Genomic DNA, 19,916 nt, shown 5'->3' on the forward strand with positions numbered 1-19,916 from the left:
CTACTTTGCTCACCACATCGGTGATGCGAGGTTCACGAATAGCTTCGGTGATGTCTTCTTCATTGACTCGAACGAAGTACTCATCAGGGTTGGTACTGATGACATAGCCAAAGTCTTCGAGGCTCTCAATAACGGCGGCTTCATCAGAGGGGTCTACGGCTTCGTTGAGCACGTGCCATGCCACTGCGCGGTAGGCAGCACCGGTGTCGAGGTAGGCAAAGCCCAGCTTGCGAGCTGCTGCCTTGGAAACAGAAGACTTTCCACTTCCGGCAGGACCATCAATAGCTACAACTATGGGGGTGCTCATTAGGCCACTCTCCAATTTCGTTTTTCAAGTTCACTCACGAGGGTCTCGCGAACCTCGGGCACGACAGAGAACTCGACCATACCCATCTGTGCACCTTCAGCATGCTCAAGGCGAAGATCTTCCAAGTTGATGTTGAGTTCGCCGAGTTCCGTCAGCAACTGAGCCAACTGCCCGGGACGGTCATCAATGAGAACCACAATCTGTGCGTAACGCTTGTTTTGACCGTGCTTGCCAGGCAAGCGTGCAACTCCGGCATTACCTGCCGACATTTCTTCGGCAATGACCTTACGTGCACCAGGTGCGGAGATGTCCTTCAGTGCGTCAGTGACGCTCTGAAGGTCTTTCTGGAGGTTCTCTAGTACACCCACGATGGAATCCTTGTTGGCTCCCAAGATCTGTATCCAGAGCTCTGGTGAGCTCGCTGCAATACGGGTCACATCACGCACACCCTGACCAGCCAAACGCACTGCTTCATCAGAAGCGCCCTCAAGCTGCTTCGCCATCAGGCTCGAGACAATCTGGGGAACGTGTGAAACCAACCCCACAGCCTCATCATGGGCTTCAGGAGTCATTTCGATGGGAACTGCACCCAAGTCCAGAACGAGGTCCTCAACAAGGGCTAAAGCCCACGCAGGAGTCTCTTCATCACGACAGACCACCCAGGGGCGACCCAAGAATAGATCGCCACGGGCAGAAATAGCTCCGCCTCGTTCGCGGCCAGCCAGTGGGTGACCACCCACGTAGTGGGTGATGTCCACGCCACGTGCTTGCAACTGGTGCAAGGGAGAGAGTTTCACGCTGGCCACATCAGTGACAACGGCGTCAGGGAAAGTTTTGAGCTCTGCCTCAATGACATCTGCGGTGACATCTGGTGGCACGCACACCACAATAATTTTGGGCTGGTCATCGGCATGTGCGGGGCGTCCAGCACCGAGGTCAGAGGCTAAGTGGACAGAGCTGGGAGACGAGTCGGCGAGCGCAACATCAATCCCCTGCGAGCGCAGTGCAAGACCGATACTGGCACCGAGTAACCCCGTTCCGACGATACGGACTTGGGCATCCAAGCGCACGGCGTTGGTGTCTGACATTAGTTGTCATCTCCTTCGCTCATATCGTCGTTATCGATCTCGGTGTATTCGGGCAGTTCTTCGGTGTTGGAGCGCGAAAGCGCGAGTACTGCCCCTAATTCAACTTTAGTGAGGTCTCTCATGTGACCGGCGGGTAGTGTGCCCAGGTTGAGTGGGCCGAATGCGCGACGAACAAGCTCAAGGACGGGGTGACCGACTTCTTTGAGCATGCGACGCACAATGCGGTTACGCCCCGAGTGCAGGGTGATCTCCACGATGGAGGAATCTCCATTGTTGGAGGAAGACAACAGGCGTGCTTTATCCGCCTGGATAAAGCCATCGCTCAAGTCAAAGCCCTTGGTGAGCTTAGAAAGGGTCTGTGGCGTGACCTTACCGCGTACCTTGGCGATATAGGTCTTCTGCACACCAAAGGACGGGTGAGCAAGCACATGTGCAAGGTCTCCGTCATTGGTGAGAATGAGTAAACCGCTGGTGTCTTGGTCTAGACGTCCCACATAGAACAAGCGCTCTTCGTAGTCACGAGTGAAGTCAGAAAGATCTGGACGTCCCCGGTCATCAGCCATCGAGCTGACCACGCCAACGGGCTTATTCAGAATCAAGTAACGCTTCGAGGTGTCTACCTGCACGGGGATTCCGTCTACAGTGACTTCGTCTACCTCAGGGTCCACGCGAAGCCCAGGTTCGGTCACTAACTGCCCATTGACCGCAACACGGCCCTGAGCAATCATGTTCTCTGCCACCCGGCGTGATGCAACACCTGCTGCAGCCATCACCTTCTGGATACGAATACCTTCAGGCGCTGCTGCGGCATCCCAATCCTCAATGGGTGGGCGGTCAGCGTTCTTCACACCTTCGGGTAATGGATCACCACTACGAAGCGTCGACATCGAAGCCTTCCTGGCCATCTGGCAACAGTGGCGAGATGAGGGGAAGCTCATCTAAAGAGTTGATTCCAAGTTGCTGGAGCAGTAGGTCACTGGTGCCGTAAAGAATGGCACCGGTCTCAGCATCACTGGATACTTCGGTAATCAATCCACGGCTGAGCAGTGTGCGCACTACCGAATCCACGTTCACGGCACGGATCTGGGCAATCTGACCACGGCTAATGGGCTGCTTGTACGCAATAACCGCCAGGGTTTCCAACGCAGCTTGTGACAGCTTGGTGGGGTTCTGGGTCAGAACGAAGTCAGCAACAACGTGGTCATAGCTTTCACGGACATACAAACGCCATCCGCCGCCGACTTCACGCAGTTCAAAACCGCGCTCTACTCCCCCGTTGACTCCGTTGTAGTCGTTCACCAAGTTCTCAATAGCCTGCTTTACTGCTTTGACCGGAACGCTCATGGCCGTAGCAATGGAGACCATGGATTGTGGCTCATCCGCAATCATGAGGATGGCTTCGATAGCGCGCTCAACATCCACCACAGGCACGTGTTCTGCGACGGTGGCTTCCACGACGTCCTCGACAGTCACTTCGACATCTGTCTGTTCGACAATTTCTTCGTTAGCGGCCTGTTCGTTATCGGTCTGTTCGTTAGCGGTCATAGTCAGCCCCCAAGTTGGCGAGGTTCTCATCGGACCAGTTGGTGGCGGTCCATTCGATTGTCAGATCTCCCAGGGGTTCATCCTGGGCAAAAGTAATTGCTGCGTGGCGGTAGAGCTCCAACACCGCCAGGAAACGCGCCACGATGACACCGGCAATTGCCGCATCTGCGACGAGTTCTCGGAATGTCATGGGCTTGCCCTGACGAAGCTTGGTCACGACGGTGGCAGCCTGCTCACGGATACTCACCAAAGGTGCGTGCAGGTGATCAAGTCCCACCACGGGAATCTCACGCGGCGCCATGGCCAGCATGGCCAACGCCGCGAAGTCGTCAACACTGGTGTTCCAGATCAGTTCTGGCACCTGCTTGCGGAAGCGGTCTTCTAGACGCACAGTGCGCACGTGACGCGTGGACTCGGCATCCATGTTCTCGCTGAACCACTTCGCCACGTCCTTGAAAGCGCGGTATTGCAACAGGCGCGCAAAGAGCAGGTCACGAGCTTCAAACAAGGCGGCGTCTTCAGCATCCACAACTTCACCCTGAGGAAGCAGCCCCGCTACCTTGAGGTCGAGCAGAGTGGCAGCGATGACTAGGAACTCAGTGGCAGCGTCGAGTTCTTTTTCAAGATCAAGAGTCTTGAGGTACTGAATGAACTCGTCGGTGACAACGCTGAGCGAAATCTCGGTGATGTCGAGTTCGTGCTTAGAAATGAGGCTCAGCAGAAGGTCAAAAGGGCCTTCAAACTCCCCCACGGCAACACGAAAACCGCCGTCGACAACCTCTTCAGGAGTGCCGACAGCGTAAGTGGTGGCTTCGCTAAGCGACGACACCGCGTTCGATCAGTTCACGAGCGAGCTGGCGATACGCCTTCGCAGAAGCGTGCTCAGGAGCAAACTCGGTAATGGGAACACCGGCAACAGAAGCATCGGGGAACTTCACGGTGCGACCAATGACAGTGTCGGTGACCTTGTCACCGAAGGTTTCGACAACGCGCTCCATGACTTCCTGCGAGTGCAGAGTACGAGGGTCATACATCGTGGGAACAATGGCATCGAGTTCGATAGCAGGGTTCAAACGTTCCTTGACCTTGTCGATGGTCTCAATCAAGAGAGCAACACCACGCAAAGCAAAGAACTCGGTAGCCAATGGAATGATGACGCCGTGAGCTGCAGTGAGCGAGTTCACAGTCAACAGACCCAGTGAAGGCTGGCAGTCAATGAAGATCACGTCATAGTCGTTCTTCACCTGACGAAGCACACCGGCAAGAATCTGCTCGCGGGCAACCTCGTTGATGAGGTGAACTTCTGCTGCAGAGAGGTCGATGTTGGCAGGAATCACATCCAGGTTAGGAACCTTGGAATGCTGAATAGCTGACTTAGTGTCCTTGACCGATCCACGCATGAGGTCGTAGATGGTGGGGACGTCGTGAGTTTGGATGCCCAAACCTGCAGAAAGTGCGCCCTGGGGGTCGAAGTCAACAGCAAGCACCTTGCGGCCATATTCAGCAAGAGCTGCTGCAAGATTTATGCTCGTTGTGGTCTTACCTACGCCACCCTTTTGGTTGGACATAGAGATGATGCGTGCAGGACCGTGAGAAGCAAGTGGCTCAGGTACTGGGAAGTCTTTCAAGGGACGTCCAGTTGGGCCGACTTTCACGCCGTTCTTGTACGTAACCACTCGAGTGTCCCCACTGTGAGATTGAGCAAAATGTTGGCATCCTGAAAACCATGTCCCCGGACTACCGTGATGCCCATTCTAGCTAGTTCTCAGGCTGAAATACCTTGACTAACCTTGCGCACGTGGGTGTGCCGTGATGTAGGTCTCACGCAACGTATCTGCGGTCACCAGAGTGTAGATCTGCGTGGTTGCCACAGAGGCGTGACCGAGCAGTTCCTGCACTACACGAACGTCCGCTCCGCCTGCTAGCAAGTGGGTGGCAAATGAGTGCCTAAAGGTGTGTGGCGAGAGCTCAACATTAAGCTGTGCCCGCTCCCCTGCTTCCCGAATGATGAGCCATGCCATCTGGCGACTCACACGTGCTCCCCGTGGCCCTAAGAAAAGTGCAGGGGTGGACTTACCTCGGGCAGAGAATAAGGGTCGCACGCGCACCAAATAGGCATCTAATGCTGCTTGAGCATAAGAACCCACCGGCACTATGCGCTGCTTTCCACCCTTACCGCGCAAACGAATCATGCCCTCGCTCATGGTGACGTCATCAACATTGAGGCCAACGGCCTCAGAAATACGAGCCCCAGTGGCATACAGCAGTTCCAGGAGTGCTTTATCTCTCACTCGGACTTCGTCATCACCGTCGGTGGCTGCAATCAATGCGGACATTTGCTCGACGGTGATGGCTTTGGGAAGTCTCTTGGGAAGTTTGGGCGGGTTCACGTCAGCAGTGACGTTGTTCTCAATGATGTTCTCTTCCACCATGAACTTGTGGAATCCCTTGATGGAGCTGAGCGTGCGGGACTGGCTTGATGACGTCAGAGGGCTCTCGGTGCGGGTGGCAAGCCATTGAACATACGCGCTCACGTCCGGCAGGGTGATGGCTTCAGCCTCTGTTGTGCCACGCTCCCCAAGCCAGGCCAGATACGCGTCAATATCGCGCGTGTAGGCAGCAACAGTGTTCTGAGACAGACCACGCTCAATGGCGACATATCTCAGGTAGTTATCGCGGGCTCGTTGCAGGTTCATGGTGAGTAGTGCGCTGGCTTAGGCCTGCCAGGGAGCTCCTGAGCCCAGAGCATCACGGTGTTCACGCATAGCCCACGGGGCATCACCTGGACGCAGAGTGTCCCAACCTCGTGCCCGGGAAGCAAAGGCGTTCAGAACAGCAATCTGGAAGATGGAATTACTGACGTTTCCTGCCAACACGGCATCATGGGCCTCGTCCAAGCTCACCCAGCGCAGTTCCATGTCTGCTTCTTCTTCACTGCGTTCGAACGGAACGGGAGTGTTGTGGAGATCCCGAGCAAGAAAGATGCGCACGATCTCGTTGGAGCCGCCAGGTGAGGTGCAGTAATCGGAGAGAACCGACCACGAATCTGCTTGCAGATCTACTTCTTCAGCGAGTTCTCGTTGCGCAGCAAGAAGTGCGCTTTCACCAGCAATATCCAGCAGTCCTGCCGGAATCTCCCATTCGCGGGTGCGAATGGGGTGACGGTACTGCTGGATAGCAATGAAACGATCATTGTCATCCAACGCGAGAACAGCAACTGCACCAGTGTGGTCGACATAGTCACGGGCAATGACGTGTCCGTTGTATTCGAAACGTTCGTGCTCGATGTTCCAGACACGGCCGGTGAACACCGTCTCGCGTTCGGTGATGGTCACCTCGGCAGGCTGGTCAACCAGACCTTCCGCGTTGGTGTCGGACACGTTAAGCCTTTTCGATGTCGAACAGGCGAGTAGCCTTCTGGCGCTCCAAGGAAGCTTCAACCAGACCTGAGAACAGGGGGTGAGCGTTGTTGGGGCGTGAACGCAGTTCAGGGTGTGCCTGAGTAGCGATGTAGTAAGGATGAACCTCACGAGGAAGCTCTACGAACTCAACTAACTGACCATCAGGAGAAGTACCCGAGAAGGACAGACCAGCGTCAGCAATCTGCTGACGGTAGGTGTTGTTCACTTCGTAACGGTGACGGTGACGCTCTTCAATCAGTTCAGATCCATAGACCGCAGCAGCGAGTGAGCCAGGAGTCAGAGCTGCCTTGTAGAGCCCCAAACGCATGGTTCCACCCATGTCGCCATCGTTGATGATGTCGACCTGCTCCGCCATGGTGGCGATGACAGGGGTCTTGGTTTCAGGGTCGAATTCTGAAGACGAAGCGTCAGGCAGACCCGCAAGGTTGCGAGCGTACTCAATAACCATGCACTGCAGACCGAGGCATAGACCCAAGGTTGGAATGCCGTTCTCACGAGCAAACTTCAGCGCACCGAGCTTGCCTTCAATCCCGCGAATACCGAAACCACCTGGAACACAGATGCCATCAAGATCAGAGAGGTTCTCTGCAGCACCATCGTGAGTTTCGCAGTCGTCAGACGGAATCCAACGCAGGTTCACCTTGGTGCGGTGAGCGAAGCCACCGGCACGAAGTGCCTCAGAAACAGAGAGATAAGCGTCTGGCAGGTCGATGTACTTTCCAACCAAACCGATTGTGACTTCGTGTGCAGGATCGTGCACTGCTTCCAGCAGTGGCGACCAGTGCGACCAGTCGACCTCGTTGCAGTCCAGGCCAAGCTGCTCCACGATGTAGGCGTCGAGGCCCTGGCTGTGCAGCATGGTGGGGATGTCATAGATGCTGGGAACGTCTACTGCGTTGACGACAGCGTCTTCGTCCACGTCACACATCAATGCAATCTTGCGCTTGTTGCTTTCAGTCACGGGACGGTCAGAACGAAGCACGAGTGCATCTGGCTGAATACCAATGGAGCGCAGCGCGGCAACAGAGTGCTGAGTGGGCTTGGTCTTCTGCTCGCCCGAGGCGCCCATGAAGGGAACGAGGGACACATGCACGAAGAATACGTTCTTGCGGCCGAGTTCGTGGCGAACCTGACGAGCAGACTCAATGAATGGCTGTGATTCGATGTCGCCAACGGTTCCACCGATTTCGGTGATGATGACGTCTGGCTGAGGGATGTCCTCTGCCTGCAGGCGCATACGGCGCTTGATTTCGTCGGTGATGTGAGGAATGACCTGAACGGTGTCGCCCAAGTATTCGCCGCGACGTTCCTTGGCGATGACCTGAGAGTAGATCTGACCGGTGGTGACGTTAGCAGCCTGAGACAGGTTGATGTCAAGGAAGCGCTCGTAGTGTCCGATGTCGAGGTCGGTCTCGGCGCCATCGTCGGTGACGAAGACTTCACCGTGCTGGAACGGGTTCATCGTTCCGGGATCCACGTTGAGATAGGGATCGAGCTTTTGCATCACAACGCGGAGACCGCGTGCGGTGAGAAGATTGCCGAGGCTAGCCGCCGTCAGGCCTTTACCGAGTGACGAGACAACGCCCCCGGTGACAAAAATGTGCTTGGTTACGTTGTTTCCCGAAGTATTCACCACGGAATTAGAGCTTATCAGCGAGAGGAAGCCAGTTGAATCAACTCGCGGGCGTGAGCCAAAGCATTTTCAGAATCTGGCAGTCCGGAGAGAAGACGTGCCATCTCGGCTTCACGGTCTGCTCCACGCAGTGTTTGCACGCTACTTTCGGTCACTTCGCCTGATGTGTCCTTGACTACTCGTAGGTGATTGTTCGCAAAAGCCGCAACTTGCGCCAAGTGCGTGACAACAATTACTTGGGACTTTTCTGCCAAGCGGGCAAGGCGTCGACCGATTTCAATCGCCGACGCACCACCCACACCAGAGTCCACTTCATCGAAGACGTAGGTAGGAACTGAATCTTGTCCTGCAATGACGACTTCCAGCGCAAGCATGATGCGAGAGAGTTCACCACCGGAGGCACTCTTGGAAATGGGGCGTGGATCAGAACCAGGGTGAGGCCGCAACAACAGCTCGACCGTGTCACATCCATGAAGAGCCAGCTCGTCATTCTTGGTGACCTTCACGAACAACTGGGCATCGGGCATTGCCAACGCAGAGAGTTCCTCGGTCACCGCTGCAGAGAGTCGAGCAGCAGCAGCTTCACGGAGGTCGTGAAGCGCATCAGCACCGCGCACTACAAGTGCATGATCAGCCGCTACTTCTTCAGCCAACTCAGCGATGCGGTCCGTGTCACCGTCAAGTTCGAGGAGTCGACGACTCCCTGAATCCAACAGCGCAATGACGTCATCGAGCGTGGGGCCATATTTACGAATAAGTGTGTTGAGTTCTGCACGACGGTTCTGGATAACGTCGAGATCTCGCTCCCCTTCACCCTCGAGGTTCGCCAGGTGACTCGAAAGCTGACCAGTGACATCGTGGAGCTGGAAAGACAGTTGCGTCAAAGTCTCCGCAATACCCGACAGCACTGGATCAACATCTGACATCTTCTCGAGCTGACGCTTAGCCGCATCCACACGAGCGAGAGCATCTCCTCCGTCACCTTCTTCAGAGGAAAGCGCTTCTCTGGCAAGGGCCGTCGCTACACGAAGATCTTCGGTATGAGTTAGACGCTCGGCGAGAGCCGTGAGTTGCTCATCTTCGCCGGGCTGTGGCGCAGCTGCTTCAATCTCAGAGATGGAGAGGCGAAGTTCTTCGGCTTCACGCGTGCGCGCGTCTCGCTGGGCAGTAATTTCGGCTAATTCAGCGGCATTGTTCTTCCAACGACGGAAAGCGTGGGCATACTCCCCCAACACCTCTGCGAATTGTGCACCGGCGAAGCGATCAAGAGCTTCACGTTGGGCTGAGGCAGAGCGGAGGCGGACCTGGTCAGACTGACCATGCACAGCAACGAGGAGTTCACCCAGTTCACCCAGCACAGCCACGGGAGTGCTGCGTCCACCCACAACTGCTCGTGATCGGCCTTCTACGGAAACGGAACGACCAAGCAGAAGCTCATCACCTTCGATAAGGCCACCTGCGTCGTTCACGGTTTCGGTGATGGCTTCAGGGTTGGTGAGGATCCAGCGACCTTCCACCCATGCGGTGTCACTACCATTACGCACGGCCGAAGAGTCTGAACGTTCTCCTCGCAGCAGACCAAGTGCAGTAACAACCATGGTCTTACCTGCGCCAGTTTCACCGGTAATTGCAGTGAAACCAGGGCCCAAAGGAAGCACAGCCTCAGAGATCACTCCGAGGTCTCGGATGCGAATCTCCTCGATCACTGCCCTGGTCCTCGCCATCCCGTGACGGGAAGATCAAACTTCTCCACCAGACGGTCAGTGAATGCTTCCGCGTGGAAGCGGGCAAGAAGAACAGGCGTAGGTGACTTCTTCACAATCACACGAGCACCTGGAGGCAGGTTACGGGTGCGACGACCGTCACACCACAGCACTCCGTGACCACTGCGGCGCTCCATGATTTCGACAGCAAAGACAGAATCCGGCCCAACCACGAGCGGACGTGCAAAGAGTGCATGTGCTGAGAGAGGTACGAGCACCATGGCATCCACCGTGGGCCACACAACAGGGCCGCCGGCTGAGAAGTTGTATGCCGTCGAACCAGTGGGGGTACTCATCACGACGCCATCGCAGCCAAAACTGGAAAGTGGTCGGCGATCAACCTCGATGACAACCTCGAGCATGCGCTCACGGCTGGCTTTCTCAACGGTTGCTTCGTTGAGGGCCCAGGTTTCAAAGACAACCTCGTTGGCAACCTTCACGCGCACAGACAGCGTGGAACGCTCCTCAACTTGGTAGTCCTTGGCGAGCACACGAGCCACCGTCTGAGGAATTGAGTCACGTTCTGTTTCTGCCAAGAAACCAACGTGGCCCGTGTTCACACCCAGCATGGGAACTGCAGCATCTCGCAACAGTTCTGCCGCACGAAGAATGGTTCCATCACCACCAACAACGATGGCGCATTCAATTTGCGTAACAGTGACGTCCTTGTCGAGCGTGACAAGAGTGGTGAGTTCGGGCGCGAGTTCTTGGACGGGACCAACCTCAAGTTCACGAAGAACAGGGATGGCACCTTGTGCCTGAATGTCACGGCAAACCTGAACGGCGGCTTCGAGGGTGGCCTGCTGGGCAGCGTGAGAGACAACGAGAATAAAGCGTTGTTCAGCGCTCATTGTCATGCTCCTGCCAGTTGATGAACCTGCTGAGTCCATTCTGACGGATTTGACTGACTATCCGCACGGAGCCAGAGCACATACTCGTGATTACCTGCCCCACCCAGGATTGGGGAGGACAAGAGACCACAGACGCCTAAACCGTTATCGAAAGCAGACCAGAGCACTGCCATCACGGCATCTTCGCGTAATGCGGGGTTAGTCACAATGCCCTCTTTGACGCCGGTGCGACCAACTTCAAACTGCGGTTTGACCAAAAGCACATAATCCGCGGTGGGCGTGGCACACGCTTTCAGCGCGGCCATCACATGAGTCAACGAAATAAAGGAGAGGTCAGCAACCACAAGATCGGCGACGAAGTCCCTCTTAACCAAGCCAGAGAGCTGACTTTGATCGAGATTCTTGGCGTTGACCCCTTCCACAACCAACACACGCTCATCTGAGCGGATACGTGGAGAGAGTTGACCGTGACCCACATCCAATGCAACGACGGGCTCTGCACCGCGTTCTAAGAGAACTTGCGTGAATCCCCCGGTACTGGCCCCCACATCAAATGCGGCGCGGCCCTTCACATCAATGCCGAAGCCCTCTAAACCGGCAAGTAGTTTGTGGGCAGCGCGAGAAACGTAGTGATCTGCACCGTCAACAGAGAGTTCGTCAATTTCGTCGACTTTAGTCGAGGCTTTGTTCACGACTTTGCCGCCCACACGAACAAAACCATCTGAAATGAGGGTTGCTGCATGTGTGCGCGAACGCGCCAAGCCACGCTCAGCCAGGGCAGCGTCGAGACGTTGACTAGTCACGGGCAGGAATGTCGCCGCCTTCGAGCTGGGCACGAAGATCGTCATAAAGCTTTGCGTAACCCTCAGCTCGGGTTTCAAGTGGCTGCCCCTCAACAACCGAGAGCGTGGAGACGAGTTCGCCGTCTGCAGGGCTCTGGTTATTTTCAGGATTGCTCATACGTCAAGGTTATCTCACCCCGGAATAAGAAAACCTTGCAGGAGAGACGATCCTGCAAGGTTTTACTTATGTCCTCTGATGGTGCTTAGAGGTGACGCTCATCCACGCCGTTGTAGGCCGACAACGGGCGGATAAGTGCGTTTGCTTGGAGCTGCTCCATGATGTGAGCTGTCCAACCAGTGATTCGTGCTGCCACGAAAATGGGGGTGAAGGTCAGGGTGTCAAAACCCATCAGGTGATATGCAGGACCTGAAGGGTAATCCAGGTTAGGCAGGATTCCCTTGCGCTCTGTCATCGCGGCTTCAAGGCCTTCGTAAAGGTCAAGCACATCGGGGCGGTTGTAATACTCGATGAGTTCAACCATGGACTTACGCATGGTGGGAACGCGAGAGTCACCCTTCTTATAAACACGGTGACCAAAGCCCATGATCTTGCGCTTCTCTGCCAGTGCCTGCTCGAGCCATGCTTCTGAGCGAGCTGGAGCATCAGGGCCGAAACCAATCTCGTTGAAGATATGAAGCACAGCTTCGTTCGCACCACCGTGCAGAGGTCCCTTGAGTGCAGCAATGGCACCGGTCACTGCTGAGTAGAGATCAGACAGCGTCGAGGTAATCACACGTGCGGTAAAGGTCGAGGCGTTGAAGGAGTGCTCTGCATACAAAATCAGGGAGACACGGAAGGCATCCACCACAACGTCATCTGGAATCTCGCCGAAGCTCATCCAGAGGAAGTTTGCTGAGTAATCCAAGTCTTCGCGAGGCTCAATGACTCCCTCGCCACGACGGCGACGCTGGTCATAGGAAACGATGGCGGGAAGCTTGGCAAACAGCGTGATGCTCTTGGCCAGGTTTCCTTCAGGAGATGAGTCGTCTGTGTTGGGGTCCGACGCACCAATGACACTGACTGCTGTGCGCACAACATCCATGGGGTGGGCTGTCAAAGGAAGCTCATCGATGACGCGCTTGACGTTGGCGTCCAGGGCGCGTTGTGCTTGCTCAGACTTCTGGAACCCAGCAAGTTCTGCTGCTGTAGGAAGTTCGCCGTGCCAGAGCAGCCAAGCTACCTCTTCGAAGCTCTTGCTGGCAGCGAGCTCTTGCACAGGGTATCCGCGATAGAGCAGCGAGTTGGTCTCAGGGTTCACTTTGGAGACGGCGGTTGCGTCAACAACAACACCGGCAAGGCCTTTGAAGATCTGGGGTTGTTCGGTCATAGCGTGTTCCTCACAGATTGAGCTAGTGCTTGGTGTGGGTGCTCAGGTCGAAGTTGAAAATGCCTGAATCGAAGTGGTTGTATTCCTCGTAGTCGAGGGTTTCGTAAAGTTCTGCACGGGTCTGCATCTCAGGAACAGAAGCCTGGAAGGAACCAGTTTCCTTCAAGGAATCAAGTCCTCGGACCGCAGAGCCCATGGCCAAACGCAACAGCGAAACCGGGTAGATCACGATGTTCACGCCGATGTCAGAGAGCTGCTGCTTCGTGAAGAGCTCGCTCTTGCCAAACTCCGTCATGTTCGCGAGCATCGGCACGTCAATTGCTGCACGCATAGCCTCAAATTCCCTGAGGTCCTTCATGGCTTCAGGGAAGATCGCGTCAGCACCAGCATCGATGAGCATCTTGGCGCGGTCGATTGCTGCATCAAGGCCTTCAGCGGCACGGATGTCGGTGCGAGCCATGATAAGCAGGTTCTCATCACGACGAGCATCTACTGCCGACTTGATGCGCTTGACGGCGGTGTCGTTGTCCACGACAGCTTTACCATCAAGGTGACCGCAGCGCTTGGGGTTGACCTGGTCTTCAATGTGAAGGCCAGCAACACCCGCATCTTCGAGAGTCTGTACGGTGCGGGCAAGGTTGAGTGGTTCGCCAAAACCCGTGTCCGCATCGATGAGCGCAGGAAGATCAGTCATCCGCGCAATCTGCTGACCACGGCCGGCAACCTCGGTGAGGGTAGTCAGACCAATGTCGGGTAGACCAAGGTCTGCTGCCAAGACAGCACCAGAGATGTAGACACCGTCAAAACCTTTGCTCTGAATGAGCTTGGCCGAGAGCGGGTTGAACGCACCGGGGAACTGCAGCAGTTCACCGGTGGCTAGACGCTCTCGGAAGAGACGACGTTTCTCTGCAGAGGTTGTCTTGGCATACAGCATTAGAACAAACCCTTGGGCAGTGGTGCAGAAGCGAGAACGCCAGCCTTAGCTGTGACGGTCAAGCCCCCGATTTCTTCAGCAGTGAGCTCAGGCAGACGCTGAACGAGAGCCAGGAAGCGCTCAACTTCAGCATCTTCAATGACACCGTCAGCGAGGATACGGAATTTGTTGATGTATTGCTCACGAGCAAAGGGACGTGCACCGAGGGGGTGCGCATCTGCCACAGCAAGCTCGTCCACGATGACCGTTCCATCGTTGAGGGTGATCTCTACGCGACCACCGAATGCTTTCACAGCAGGGTCTTCGGAGTGGTAACGACGAGTCCACTCAGCATCTTCCAGCGTGGTGGTCTTGTTCCACAGTGCGATGGTGTCAGCACGACCTGCACGTGCAGGAGCGTAGCTGTCCACGTGGTGCCACGCTCCATCCTGCAGTGCCACAGTGAAGATGTAAGGAATCGAGTGATCAAGAGTCTCACGACTTGCCGTGGGGTCATACTTCTGGGGGTCGTTTGCACCCGATCCGATGACATAGTGCGTGTGGTGTGAGGTGTGGATGACCACGGACTTCACGTTCTCAGGGTCGGTTGCCTCGGGGTGCTCATTGTGGAGCTTGCGCGCAAGGTCAATCAGTGCCTGTGCCTGATATTCAGCCGAGTGCTCCTTGGTGTAGGTGTCAAGGATTCCGCGCTTGGCCTCGCCCTTTTCTGGCAGTGGCACTTCGTATGAAGCAGAAGGACCATCAAGCATCCACGCAATGACGCCGTCTTCACCTTCATAGATCGGCGTGGGGCTGGTCTCGCCGCGCATCGCGCGGTCGACAGCCTCAACAGCCATCTTTCCTGCGAAAGCAGGTGCGTGTGCCTTCCAGGAAGAAATCTCACCCTTACGCGACTGACGCGTTGCAGTGGTGTTGTGAAGTGCTTGACCCACAGCTTGGTAAATAGTTTCAGTAGGAAGACCCAACATAGTTCCGATACCAGCAGCTGCCGAGGGGCCGAGGTGGGCAACGTGGTCAATCTTGTGCTTGTGCAGGCAAATTGCCTTCACCAGGTCTACCTGAATTTCGTAACCGGTAGCGATACCACGAATGAGATCTGCGCCTGAAACTCCGACGTGCTGCGCAACAGCAAGGATGGGAGGAATGTTGTCGCCGGGGTGTGAATATTCAGCTGCCAAGAATGTGTCGTGGTAGTCGAGTTCACGAACTGCAACACCGTTTGCCCACGCAGCCCACTCAGGTGAAACGCGAACGTCCTGAGGCTCCCCAAACAAGTTTGCACCATTGCCACCAGAAGACGTGGGGTGCGAGAGTGCCTGAGATCGCGCTGAAACTACAGGCTTACGAGTCAACGAAGCTACAGCAACGGATGCGTTATCGATGATGCGGTTAATCACCATTTCAGTTACTTCAGCGGAGACCGCTACGGGATCAGAAGCTACTTCTGCAATCTTCCATGCGAGCTGGTCTTTGCGTTCGAGAGTTTCTTCACTCTTATATACGCGAACGTTGTGGAGCTTCATCGGGTTTCCCTTCGTGGGGCGTCGTGTGTGGTTTAGGCCACGTCGACTGATTTGAGGTGCCCCTTGACTGAGGCTCGGATATTGGTCAAAGACTTGTGCAGGTGCACGTGAGTAGCGTGGGCGGCAAGTGCTGCATCACCATCGATGATCGCTTCAATGATGAGCAACGTCTCAATCGCACTTTCGTGCAGACGAGCAGGGTTGCCTTTGGCGATACGTCGAATGCGCGAAAGGTGAACTCGTGAGTTCTGCAATGCAGATACGAGATAGGCGTTATTCACGGCAGCGTCCACAGCCTCATCAAACTTCTCATTGAGCTCGTAGTAGTGACGAACACCCTCCTCGCCGGATTCAATGAGGCGATCGGCATCTGCGAACTGTTCAGCAATCTTGATGAATACCTTGGGATCACGGCGCTGAGCTGCTAGTCGTGCTGCCTGCTCTTCGAGTGCTTCACGAACTTCATAGAGCTCGGTGATGTTCTCCAATGAAATTTCGGTGACAACAACACCGCGGCCTGGGGCCGACTCTACGAGGCCATCTGCAATGAGACGAGAAAGCGCTTCACGTAATGGCGTGCGTGAGACACCGAGACGCGTTGACTGTTCTACTTCCGCCAGGATGGTGCCGGGAGCAATATCGCCATCCACGATTTCTTGGAACAGCTTGCTGTACGCCTTATCGCTTGCTCTCACGATGTCTCCTTTGACGGGTTGACTTGAGCTTATTGTATACAGACAAGCTCCTTCATGTATACACACAGGTGTATTAACACGCAATAGTTGACGAAATATTGGACGTTTTGTCGATTTGTGTATACAGTCATCACTATCGTTCCATTTCCTAGAGACATTTGTATCTAGGTCAAGGATCAGCAGCACAACTCAACAGGTCACAACGGTGTGGCCTGAACTCAAAGGGGAGGCGAGAAAATGACTGCATCAACAGGTGCCTACCGTGCAGCATATGAGGCAAGTGCCGCTCACCCTGAAGAATTCTGGATGGACGCTTCAAAAGCAGTTGATTGGATCACTCCCCCAACTTCCGCAGGGGCGTTCTTGCGTTAGGTATTAGATATACAGCTCCTCAGGAACAGTGAAACCGAAGATGGCTAGACCGCTGCCCCAAATCACCTGACACGCAGCACGCAAGAGATCAAGCTTGTTCTCTCCCCTACTCACGATGGTGAGATTCATGCCGTCTTTGCGCACGGTTGCTCCCCGAACCGAAACAGAACCATCTTTATTGGTGATGACGGCAGGATAGAGCTCTGAGAGCTCTCGCAGGTCATTCAGGATGTAGTCAGGGCGAGAACCGACAGGGGCAGCTAACAACTGCTTTGCCTGGTCGATCCCTGTCAGCACGAGTACAGTCTTCATTCCGGCACGATTACCACCCATGACGTCGGTGTCGAGGCGGTCCCCGATAAACAAGGCAGTCTCTGGAGCTGCGGCTGTGCCGAAGCGACGGGCTGCCTCGTCAAAGATGGGGAGTTCCGGCTTTCCCGCCACAACTGGAAGCCGACCTACCGCAGTGTGAACAGCAGAAACCAACGTCCCATTACCTGGCGCAACACCGCGGGCAACAGGAATGGTCCAGTCCATATTGGTGGCAACCCAGGGAATACCAGCAGTTTCACCAGCCCCAGTAACAGTGCCACCAAAAGCATCAGCAGTTGGGCGAGCGTTCAATGCAAAGGATGCCTCTGCAAGCTGCTTCCACCCCAGATCGGGCGAGAAGCCCTGAATCACAGCGGCAGGATTGTCATCAGCTGAGAACGTGACAACGTAACCGTTTTTCTCCAGCTCATAGGTCAGACCTTCACCACCGACAACCAAGATGGTGGAACCAGGTTCAACAAGTTCAGCAAGGAGATGCATGGCTGCCTGGGGTGAGGACACAATATCGTCGTCAGAACAACTCAAACCCAACTCACGCAGGTGACCTGCAACGCTGGAAGCTGTGCGAGAAGCGTTGTTGGTGATGTACCCCACACGAATGTGCTCAGCAACAGCATTCAAGGATTCCACAGCATGTGGAATCGCTCCAGGCCCTGCATAGACGACACCATCGAGGTCAGCAAGAACAACGACCTTCCCCTCAATGGGGCTAGGGGCTAGTTCTGGCTGCTTCTTGGAGAAGAGGCTCACGCCTTATCTCCCTCGGCATCCAGGTGCGCTGTCTCAATCAAGATCTGACGAACGTCATCTTCGAGAAGGTCATCAGGACTAATTCCTTCAGCGATGAGGGCATCCTTTTCCTCTGAACTCAGTTCCACCTCAGCACTGTCCGATTCCTCGAACGCGCCTGAGCTGATGACATCAGCCAAAGCGAGACCTTCGTTATCAACCAGGCCCTCAGATACGAGCTCGAGCTCGTCTTCTTCGAGTTCTTCTTCGAACACGACAATGTCTTGTTCATCTTCGTCCGAAGATTCCATCAGGTCCGCAGCAACGAGAGCCTTCTCGGCAATTTCAGCACAGGTGGTCCACTCAGCAGCTTCTTGGTGTCGACCAAGCTCTTCCAGAACCTCTGCATAAGCACTAAATAATGCAGGGCTATAGGTGAACGCCTTGGTGGGATCAAGCTGAGGAATTTCGAGCTCGGCGAGAGCAAGGTCAACCTGATCGAGATCCAAACGAGCACCCGACATCGCAATAGAGAGAGCAACCTGTGTTGCTTCACTGAGTGTGGAGCGTTCAACAGAACGGCCCAGTTCCAGCGCCTTGTCTGGACGTCCAACACCACGCTCTGCATCCACCATGAGTGCAATCTGCTCGTTCGAGCCAGAAATGCGACGGTAGGTGCGAAGTTCACGCAAAGCCAGAGCAAAGTCACCAATGGCATAAGCCGTAATTCCGAGAGTTTCACGAACAATCGCAATACGACCAGCACGACGTGCTGCCGAGAGCACATGCTGGTGAGCAAGTTCAGGATTCTCATCCATCAAACGAACCGCCATCACAAGGTGCTTGGCAACGCGTTCTGCGTTTTCTTTAGTCAGAGTCTTCAGCTCATTACGAGCGACCTTGTCGAGCTCATCACCGGTGACATCGTCATCGATCCATGGGTCATCGTGGTGTGGACGAACCATACGCAGTTCGCGAGCCATGCGCTGCTCTTCAGTAAGTTCTGGATCTTCCCAACGAGAAGAGCGGTCTTCACGACCACGAGGAGCACCAGCACGGTCTGGACGACCTCCACGGTCACCGAAACGGGGACGTTCTGGACGGTCTCCGTAGGATGGTCGATCTCCCCCACGATCTGGACGAGGACCACGATCACCATATGAGGGACGGTCTCCGCGTTGGGGGCGATCTCCATAACTGGAACGGTCAGAACGCTCCGGACGGGGGCCTCTGTCACCGTAGGAAGGACGGTCTCCACCGCGATCGGGACGAGGACCACGATCACCATATGAGGGTCGTTCTCCCCGCTGAGGACGATCACCATAACTAGGACGCTCGGAACGTTCCGGACGAACATTACGGTCTCCAAATGAAGGCTTACCGCCTCTATCTCCGCCTGGACGTTCGCCTCGAGGAGCTCCATTTGAACCGCCTCGGCCGAAACCACCGCGCTCTGGACGTGCGTTACGGTCTCCGCGGTCACCATATGCGGGGCGATCACCCGCTGGACGGTAAGGACGGTCACCTCGTGGTGCACCATCACGACTGCCGTAGGTAGAACGTTCTCCACGGGGTGCACCTTCACGAGCTCCATAACGAGGACGCTCTCCCCTATCGGGACGAGCTCCATATGAAGGTCGTTCTCCACGCTGAGGACGGTCACCGTAAGAAGGACGTTCTCCACGTTGAGGGAGGTCACCGTAAGAAGGGCGCTCACCACGTTGAGGACGATCTCCATTGCTTGGACGCTCGCCTCGCTGACCACGGTCTGCGTAACCAGGGCGGTCAGAACGATCTGGGCGTGAGGCGCGGTCACCATAGGTGGGACGATCACCGCGTTGCGGACGTGACTGTCCATCACGGGGAACGCCATAGCGGTTGGGACGTTCTTCTCGAGAACCCTCTGAGCGGTTGTTGCGGGGACCCTGGCCGTCACGGCGGGGTCGGTCAGCACGATCAGGCGTGCCAAAATCTTCGTTGTTATCGCTCATAAGAGAGTCCTCTGTGTAGTTTGATCGCATCTGCGGCGCTGCCATCAGGTGCAAGGTCTAGCTTAACGCAAAATAGCCACCCGTAAAAACGGGTGGCTATTTTACAAATAAGTCCGGCGGTGTCCTACTCTCCCACAGGGTCCCCCCTGCAGTACCATCGGCGCTGAGAGTCTTAGCTTCCGGGTTCGGAATGTAACCGGGCGTTTCCCTCTCGCTATGGCCGCCGAAACACTATTGATGTATATCAAAGTGAAACGAGCACATACGAAATGTGCAGGTTCTCGACCGTACATCGAGAACCACTCAGTGGACGCGAACATCAGGCCACAAAATCCAGCCTTACAACGGATTATGTGTAGTGATTATCAAATTATTGGCTTATTAGTACCGGTCAGCTCCATGGGTCTTTAGTCCCCACTTCCACATCCGGCCTATCAACGCAGTAGTCTAGCTGCGAGCCTCTCCCCCGAAGGGATGGAAATCTCATCTTGAGGCGCGCTTCCCGCTTAGATGCTTTCAGCGGTTATCCATTCCCAACGTAGCTAATCAGCGGTGCTCCT

At 55.4% G+C, this 19,916-nt stretch carries 20 protein-coding genes and 2 rRNA genes; 1 reads left to right on the top strand and 21 read right to left on the bottom strand.

What is annotated here, in order from left to right; genetic code table 11:
* From RR877_RS07680 to RR877_RS07760, 17 genes are all read right to left on the bottom strand, one after another.
* The coding region (locus tag RR877_RS07680) for a (d)CMP kinase (protein ID WP_332627883.1) at positions 1-307 on the bottom strand (307 nt) is incomplete at its 3' end.
* A complete protein-coding gene (locus RR877_RS07685) occupies positions 307-1,395 on the bottom strand; it encodes a prephenate dehydrogenase (protein ID WP_332627884.1) in 1,089 nt (362 codons plus the stop codon). The genes RR877_RS07680 and RR877_RS07685, both read right to left, overlap by 1 nt.
* A complete protein-coding gene (locus RR877_RS07690) occupies positions 1,395-2,282 on the bottom strand; it encodes a pseudouridine synthase (RefSeq protein WP_280805632.1) in 888 nt (295 codons plus the stop codon). Before RR877_RS07690 ends, RR877_RS07685 begins: the two co-directional genes overlap by 1 nt.
* Positions 2,266-2,940: an SMC-Scp complex subunit ScpB gene (gene scpB, locus RR877_RS07695; RefSeq protein WP_332618772.1), complete on the bottom strand. Its 675-nt coding sequence runs from the start codon at positions 2,938-2,940 to the stop codon at positions 2,266-2,268. The genes RR877_RS07690 and scpB overlap by 17 nt, the downstream gene beginning before the upstream one ends.
* Complete coding sequence (locus RR877_RS07700) at positions 2,930-3,691, bottom strand: ScpA family protein (protein ID WP_332618780.1); 762 nt, start codon at positions 3,689-3,691, stop codon at positions 2,930-2,932. Before RR877_RS07700 ends, scpB begins: the two co-directional genes overlap by 11 nt.
* A gap of 64 nt (positions 3,692-3,755) precedes the next feature.
* Positions 3,756-4,616 (bottom strand): ParA family protein, encoded by an 861-nt coding sequence (locus RR877_RS07705; protein WP_239406792.1) that lies wholly within the window; start codon positions 4,614-4,616, stop codon positions 3,756-3,758.
* Positions 4,617-4,724: 108 nt separating this feature from the next.
* Entirely contained in the window at positions 4,725-5,636 is a 912-nt protein-coding gene (gene xerD, locus RR877_RS07710; protein ID WP_332618773.1) for a site-specific tyrosine recombinase XerD, read from the bottom strand.
* An 18-nt stretch (positions 5,637-5,654) separates the two neighbouring features.
* Positions 5,655-6,320, bottom strand: coding sequence for an NUDIX hydrolase (locus tag RR877_RS07715; protein ID WP_332618774.1), 666 nt, complete (start codon positions 6,318-6,320; stop codon positions 5,655-5,657).
* A gap of 1 nt (position 6,321) precedes the next feature.
* Positions 6,322-7,998: a CTP synthase gene (locus RR877_RS07720; protein WP_332551447.1), complete on the bottom strand. Its 1,677-nt coding sequence runs from the start codon at positions 7,996-7,998 to the stop codon at positions 6,322-6,324.
* 14 nt (positions 7,999-8,012) lie between these two features.
* Positions 8,013-9,701, bottom strand: a complete 1,689-nt coding sequence (recN, locus tag RR877_RS07725; protein ID WP_332618775.1) for a DNA repair protein RecN — start codon at positions 9,699-9,701, stop codon at positions 8,013-8,015.
* On the bottom strand, positions 9,698-10,609 hold the full coding sequence (locus RR877_RS07730) for an NAD kinase (protein WP_332551279.1): 912 nt from the start codon (positions 10,607-10,609) through the stop codon (positions 9,698-9,700). The genes recN and RR877_RS07730 overlap by 4 nt, the downstream gene beginning before the upstream one ends.
* 2 nt (positions 10,610-10,611) lie before the next feature.
* Positions 10,612-11,412 (bottom strand): TlyA family RNA methyltransferase, encoded by an 801-nt coding sequence (locus tag RR877_RS07735; protein WP_332551280.1) that lies wholly within the window; start codon positions 11,410-11,412, stop codon positions 10,612-10,614.
* The gene (locus RR877_RS07740; RefSeq protein WP_332551281.1) at positions 11,405-11,569 is read right to left on the bottom strand and encodes a hypothetical protein; all 165 of its coding nucleotides are present in this window, start codon (positions 11,567-11,569) and stop codon (positions 11,405-11,407) included. The genes RR877_RS07735 and RR877_RS07740 overlap by 8 nt, the downstream gene beginning before the upstream one ends.
* A gap of 85 nt (positions 11,570-11,654) precedes the next feature.
* On the bottom strand, positions 11,655-12,779 hold the full coding sequence (locus RR877_RS07745) for a bifunctional 2-methylcitrate synthase/citrate synthase (protein WP_332551282.1): 1,125 nt from the start codon (positions 12,777-12,779) through the stop codon (positions 11,655-11,657).
* Between the two features lie 22 nt (positions 12,780-12,801).
* A complete protein-coding gene (gene prpB, locus RR877_RS07750; RefSeq protein ID WP_280800919.1) occupies positions 12,802-13,713 on the bottom strand; it encodes a methylisocitrate lyase in 912 nt (303 codons plus the stop codon).
* On the bottom strand, positions 13,713-15,236 hold the full coding sequence (locus tag RR877_RS07755) for an MmgE/PrpD family protein (protein WP_332551283.1): 1,524 nt from the start codon (positions 15,234-15,236) through the stop codon (positions 13,713-13,715). Before RR877_RS07755 ends, prpB begins: the two co-directional genes overlap by 1 nt.
* Before the next feature lie 32 nt (positions 15,237-15,268).
* A complete protein-coding gene (locus RR877_RS07760; protein WP_332551284.1) occupies positions 15,269-15,931 on the bottom strand; it encodes a GntR family transcriptional regulator in 663 nt (220 codons plus the stop codon).
* A gap of 237 nt (positions 15,932-16,168) precedes the next feature.
* Here RR877_RS07760 and RR877_RS07765 point away from each other — a divergent pair, with 237 nt between their 5' ends.
* On the top strand, positions 16,169-16,303 hold the full coding sequence (locus RR877_RS07765) for an acetyl-coenzyme A synthetase N-terminal domain-containing protein (RefSeq protein ID WP_332551285.1): 135 nt from the start codon (positions 16,169-16,171) through the stop codon (positions 16,301-16,303).
* Positions 16,304-16,306: 3 nt separating this feature from the next.
* Here the strand turns inward: RR877_RS07765 and RR877_RS07770 are convergent, their stop codons facing one another.
* The 4 genes from RR877_RS07770 to RR877_RS07785 form a co-directional block, all read right to left on the bottom strand.
* Entirely contained in the window at positions 16,307-17,386 is a 1,080-nt protein-coding gene (locus tag RR877_RS07770; protein ID WP_332618776.1) for an HAD-IIA family hydrolase, read from the bottom strand.
* Positions 17,383-19,356 (bottom strand): hypothetical protein, encoded by a 1,974-nt coding sequence (locus RR877_RS07775; RefSeq protein ID WP_332618777.1) that lies wholly within the window; start codon positions 19,354-19,356, stop codon positions 17,383-17,385. The genes RR877_RS07770 and RR877_RS07775 overlap by 4 nt, the downstream gene beginning before the upstream one ends.
* Before the next feature lie 111 nt (positions 19,357-19,467).
* A 5S ribosomal RNA gene (gene rrf, locus RR877_RS07780) occupies positions 19,468-19,584 on the bottom strand.
* Between the two features lie 133 nt (positions 19,585-19,717).
* Positions 19,718-19,916, bottom strand: a 23S ribosomal RNA gene (locus RR877_RS07785); the annotation flags it as partial.

The sequence above is a fragment of the Aurantimicrobium sp. genome (genome assembly GCF_036667855.1).
Classification (GTDB): domain Bacteria; phylum Actinomycetota; class Actinomycetes; order Actinomycetales; family Microbacteriaceae; genus Aurantimicrobium.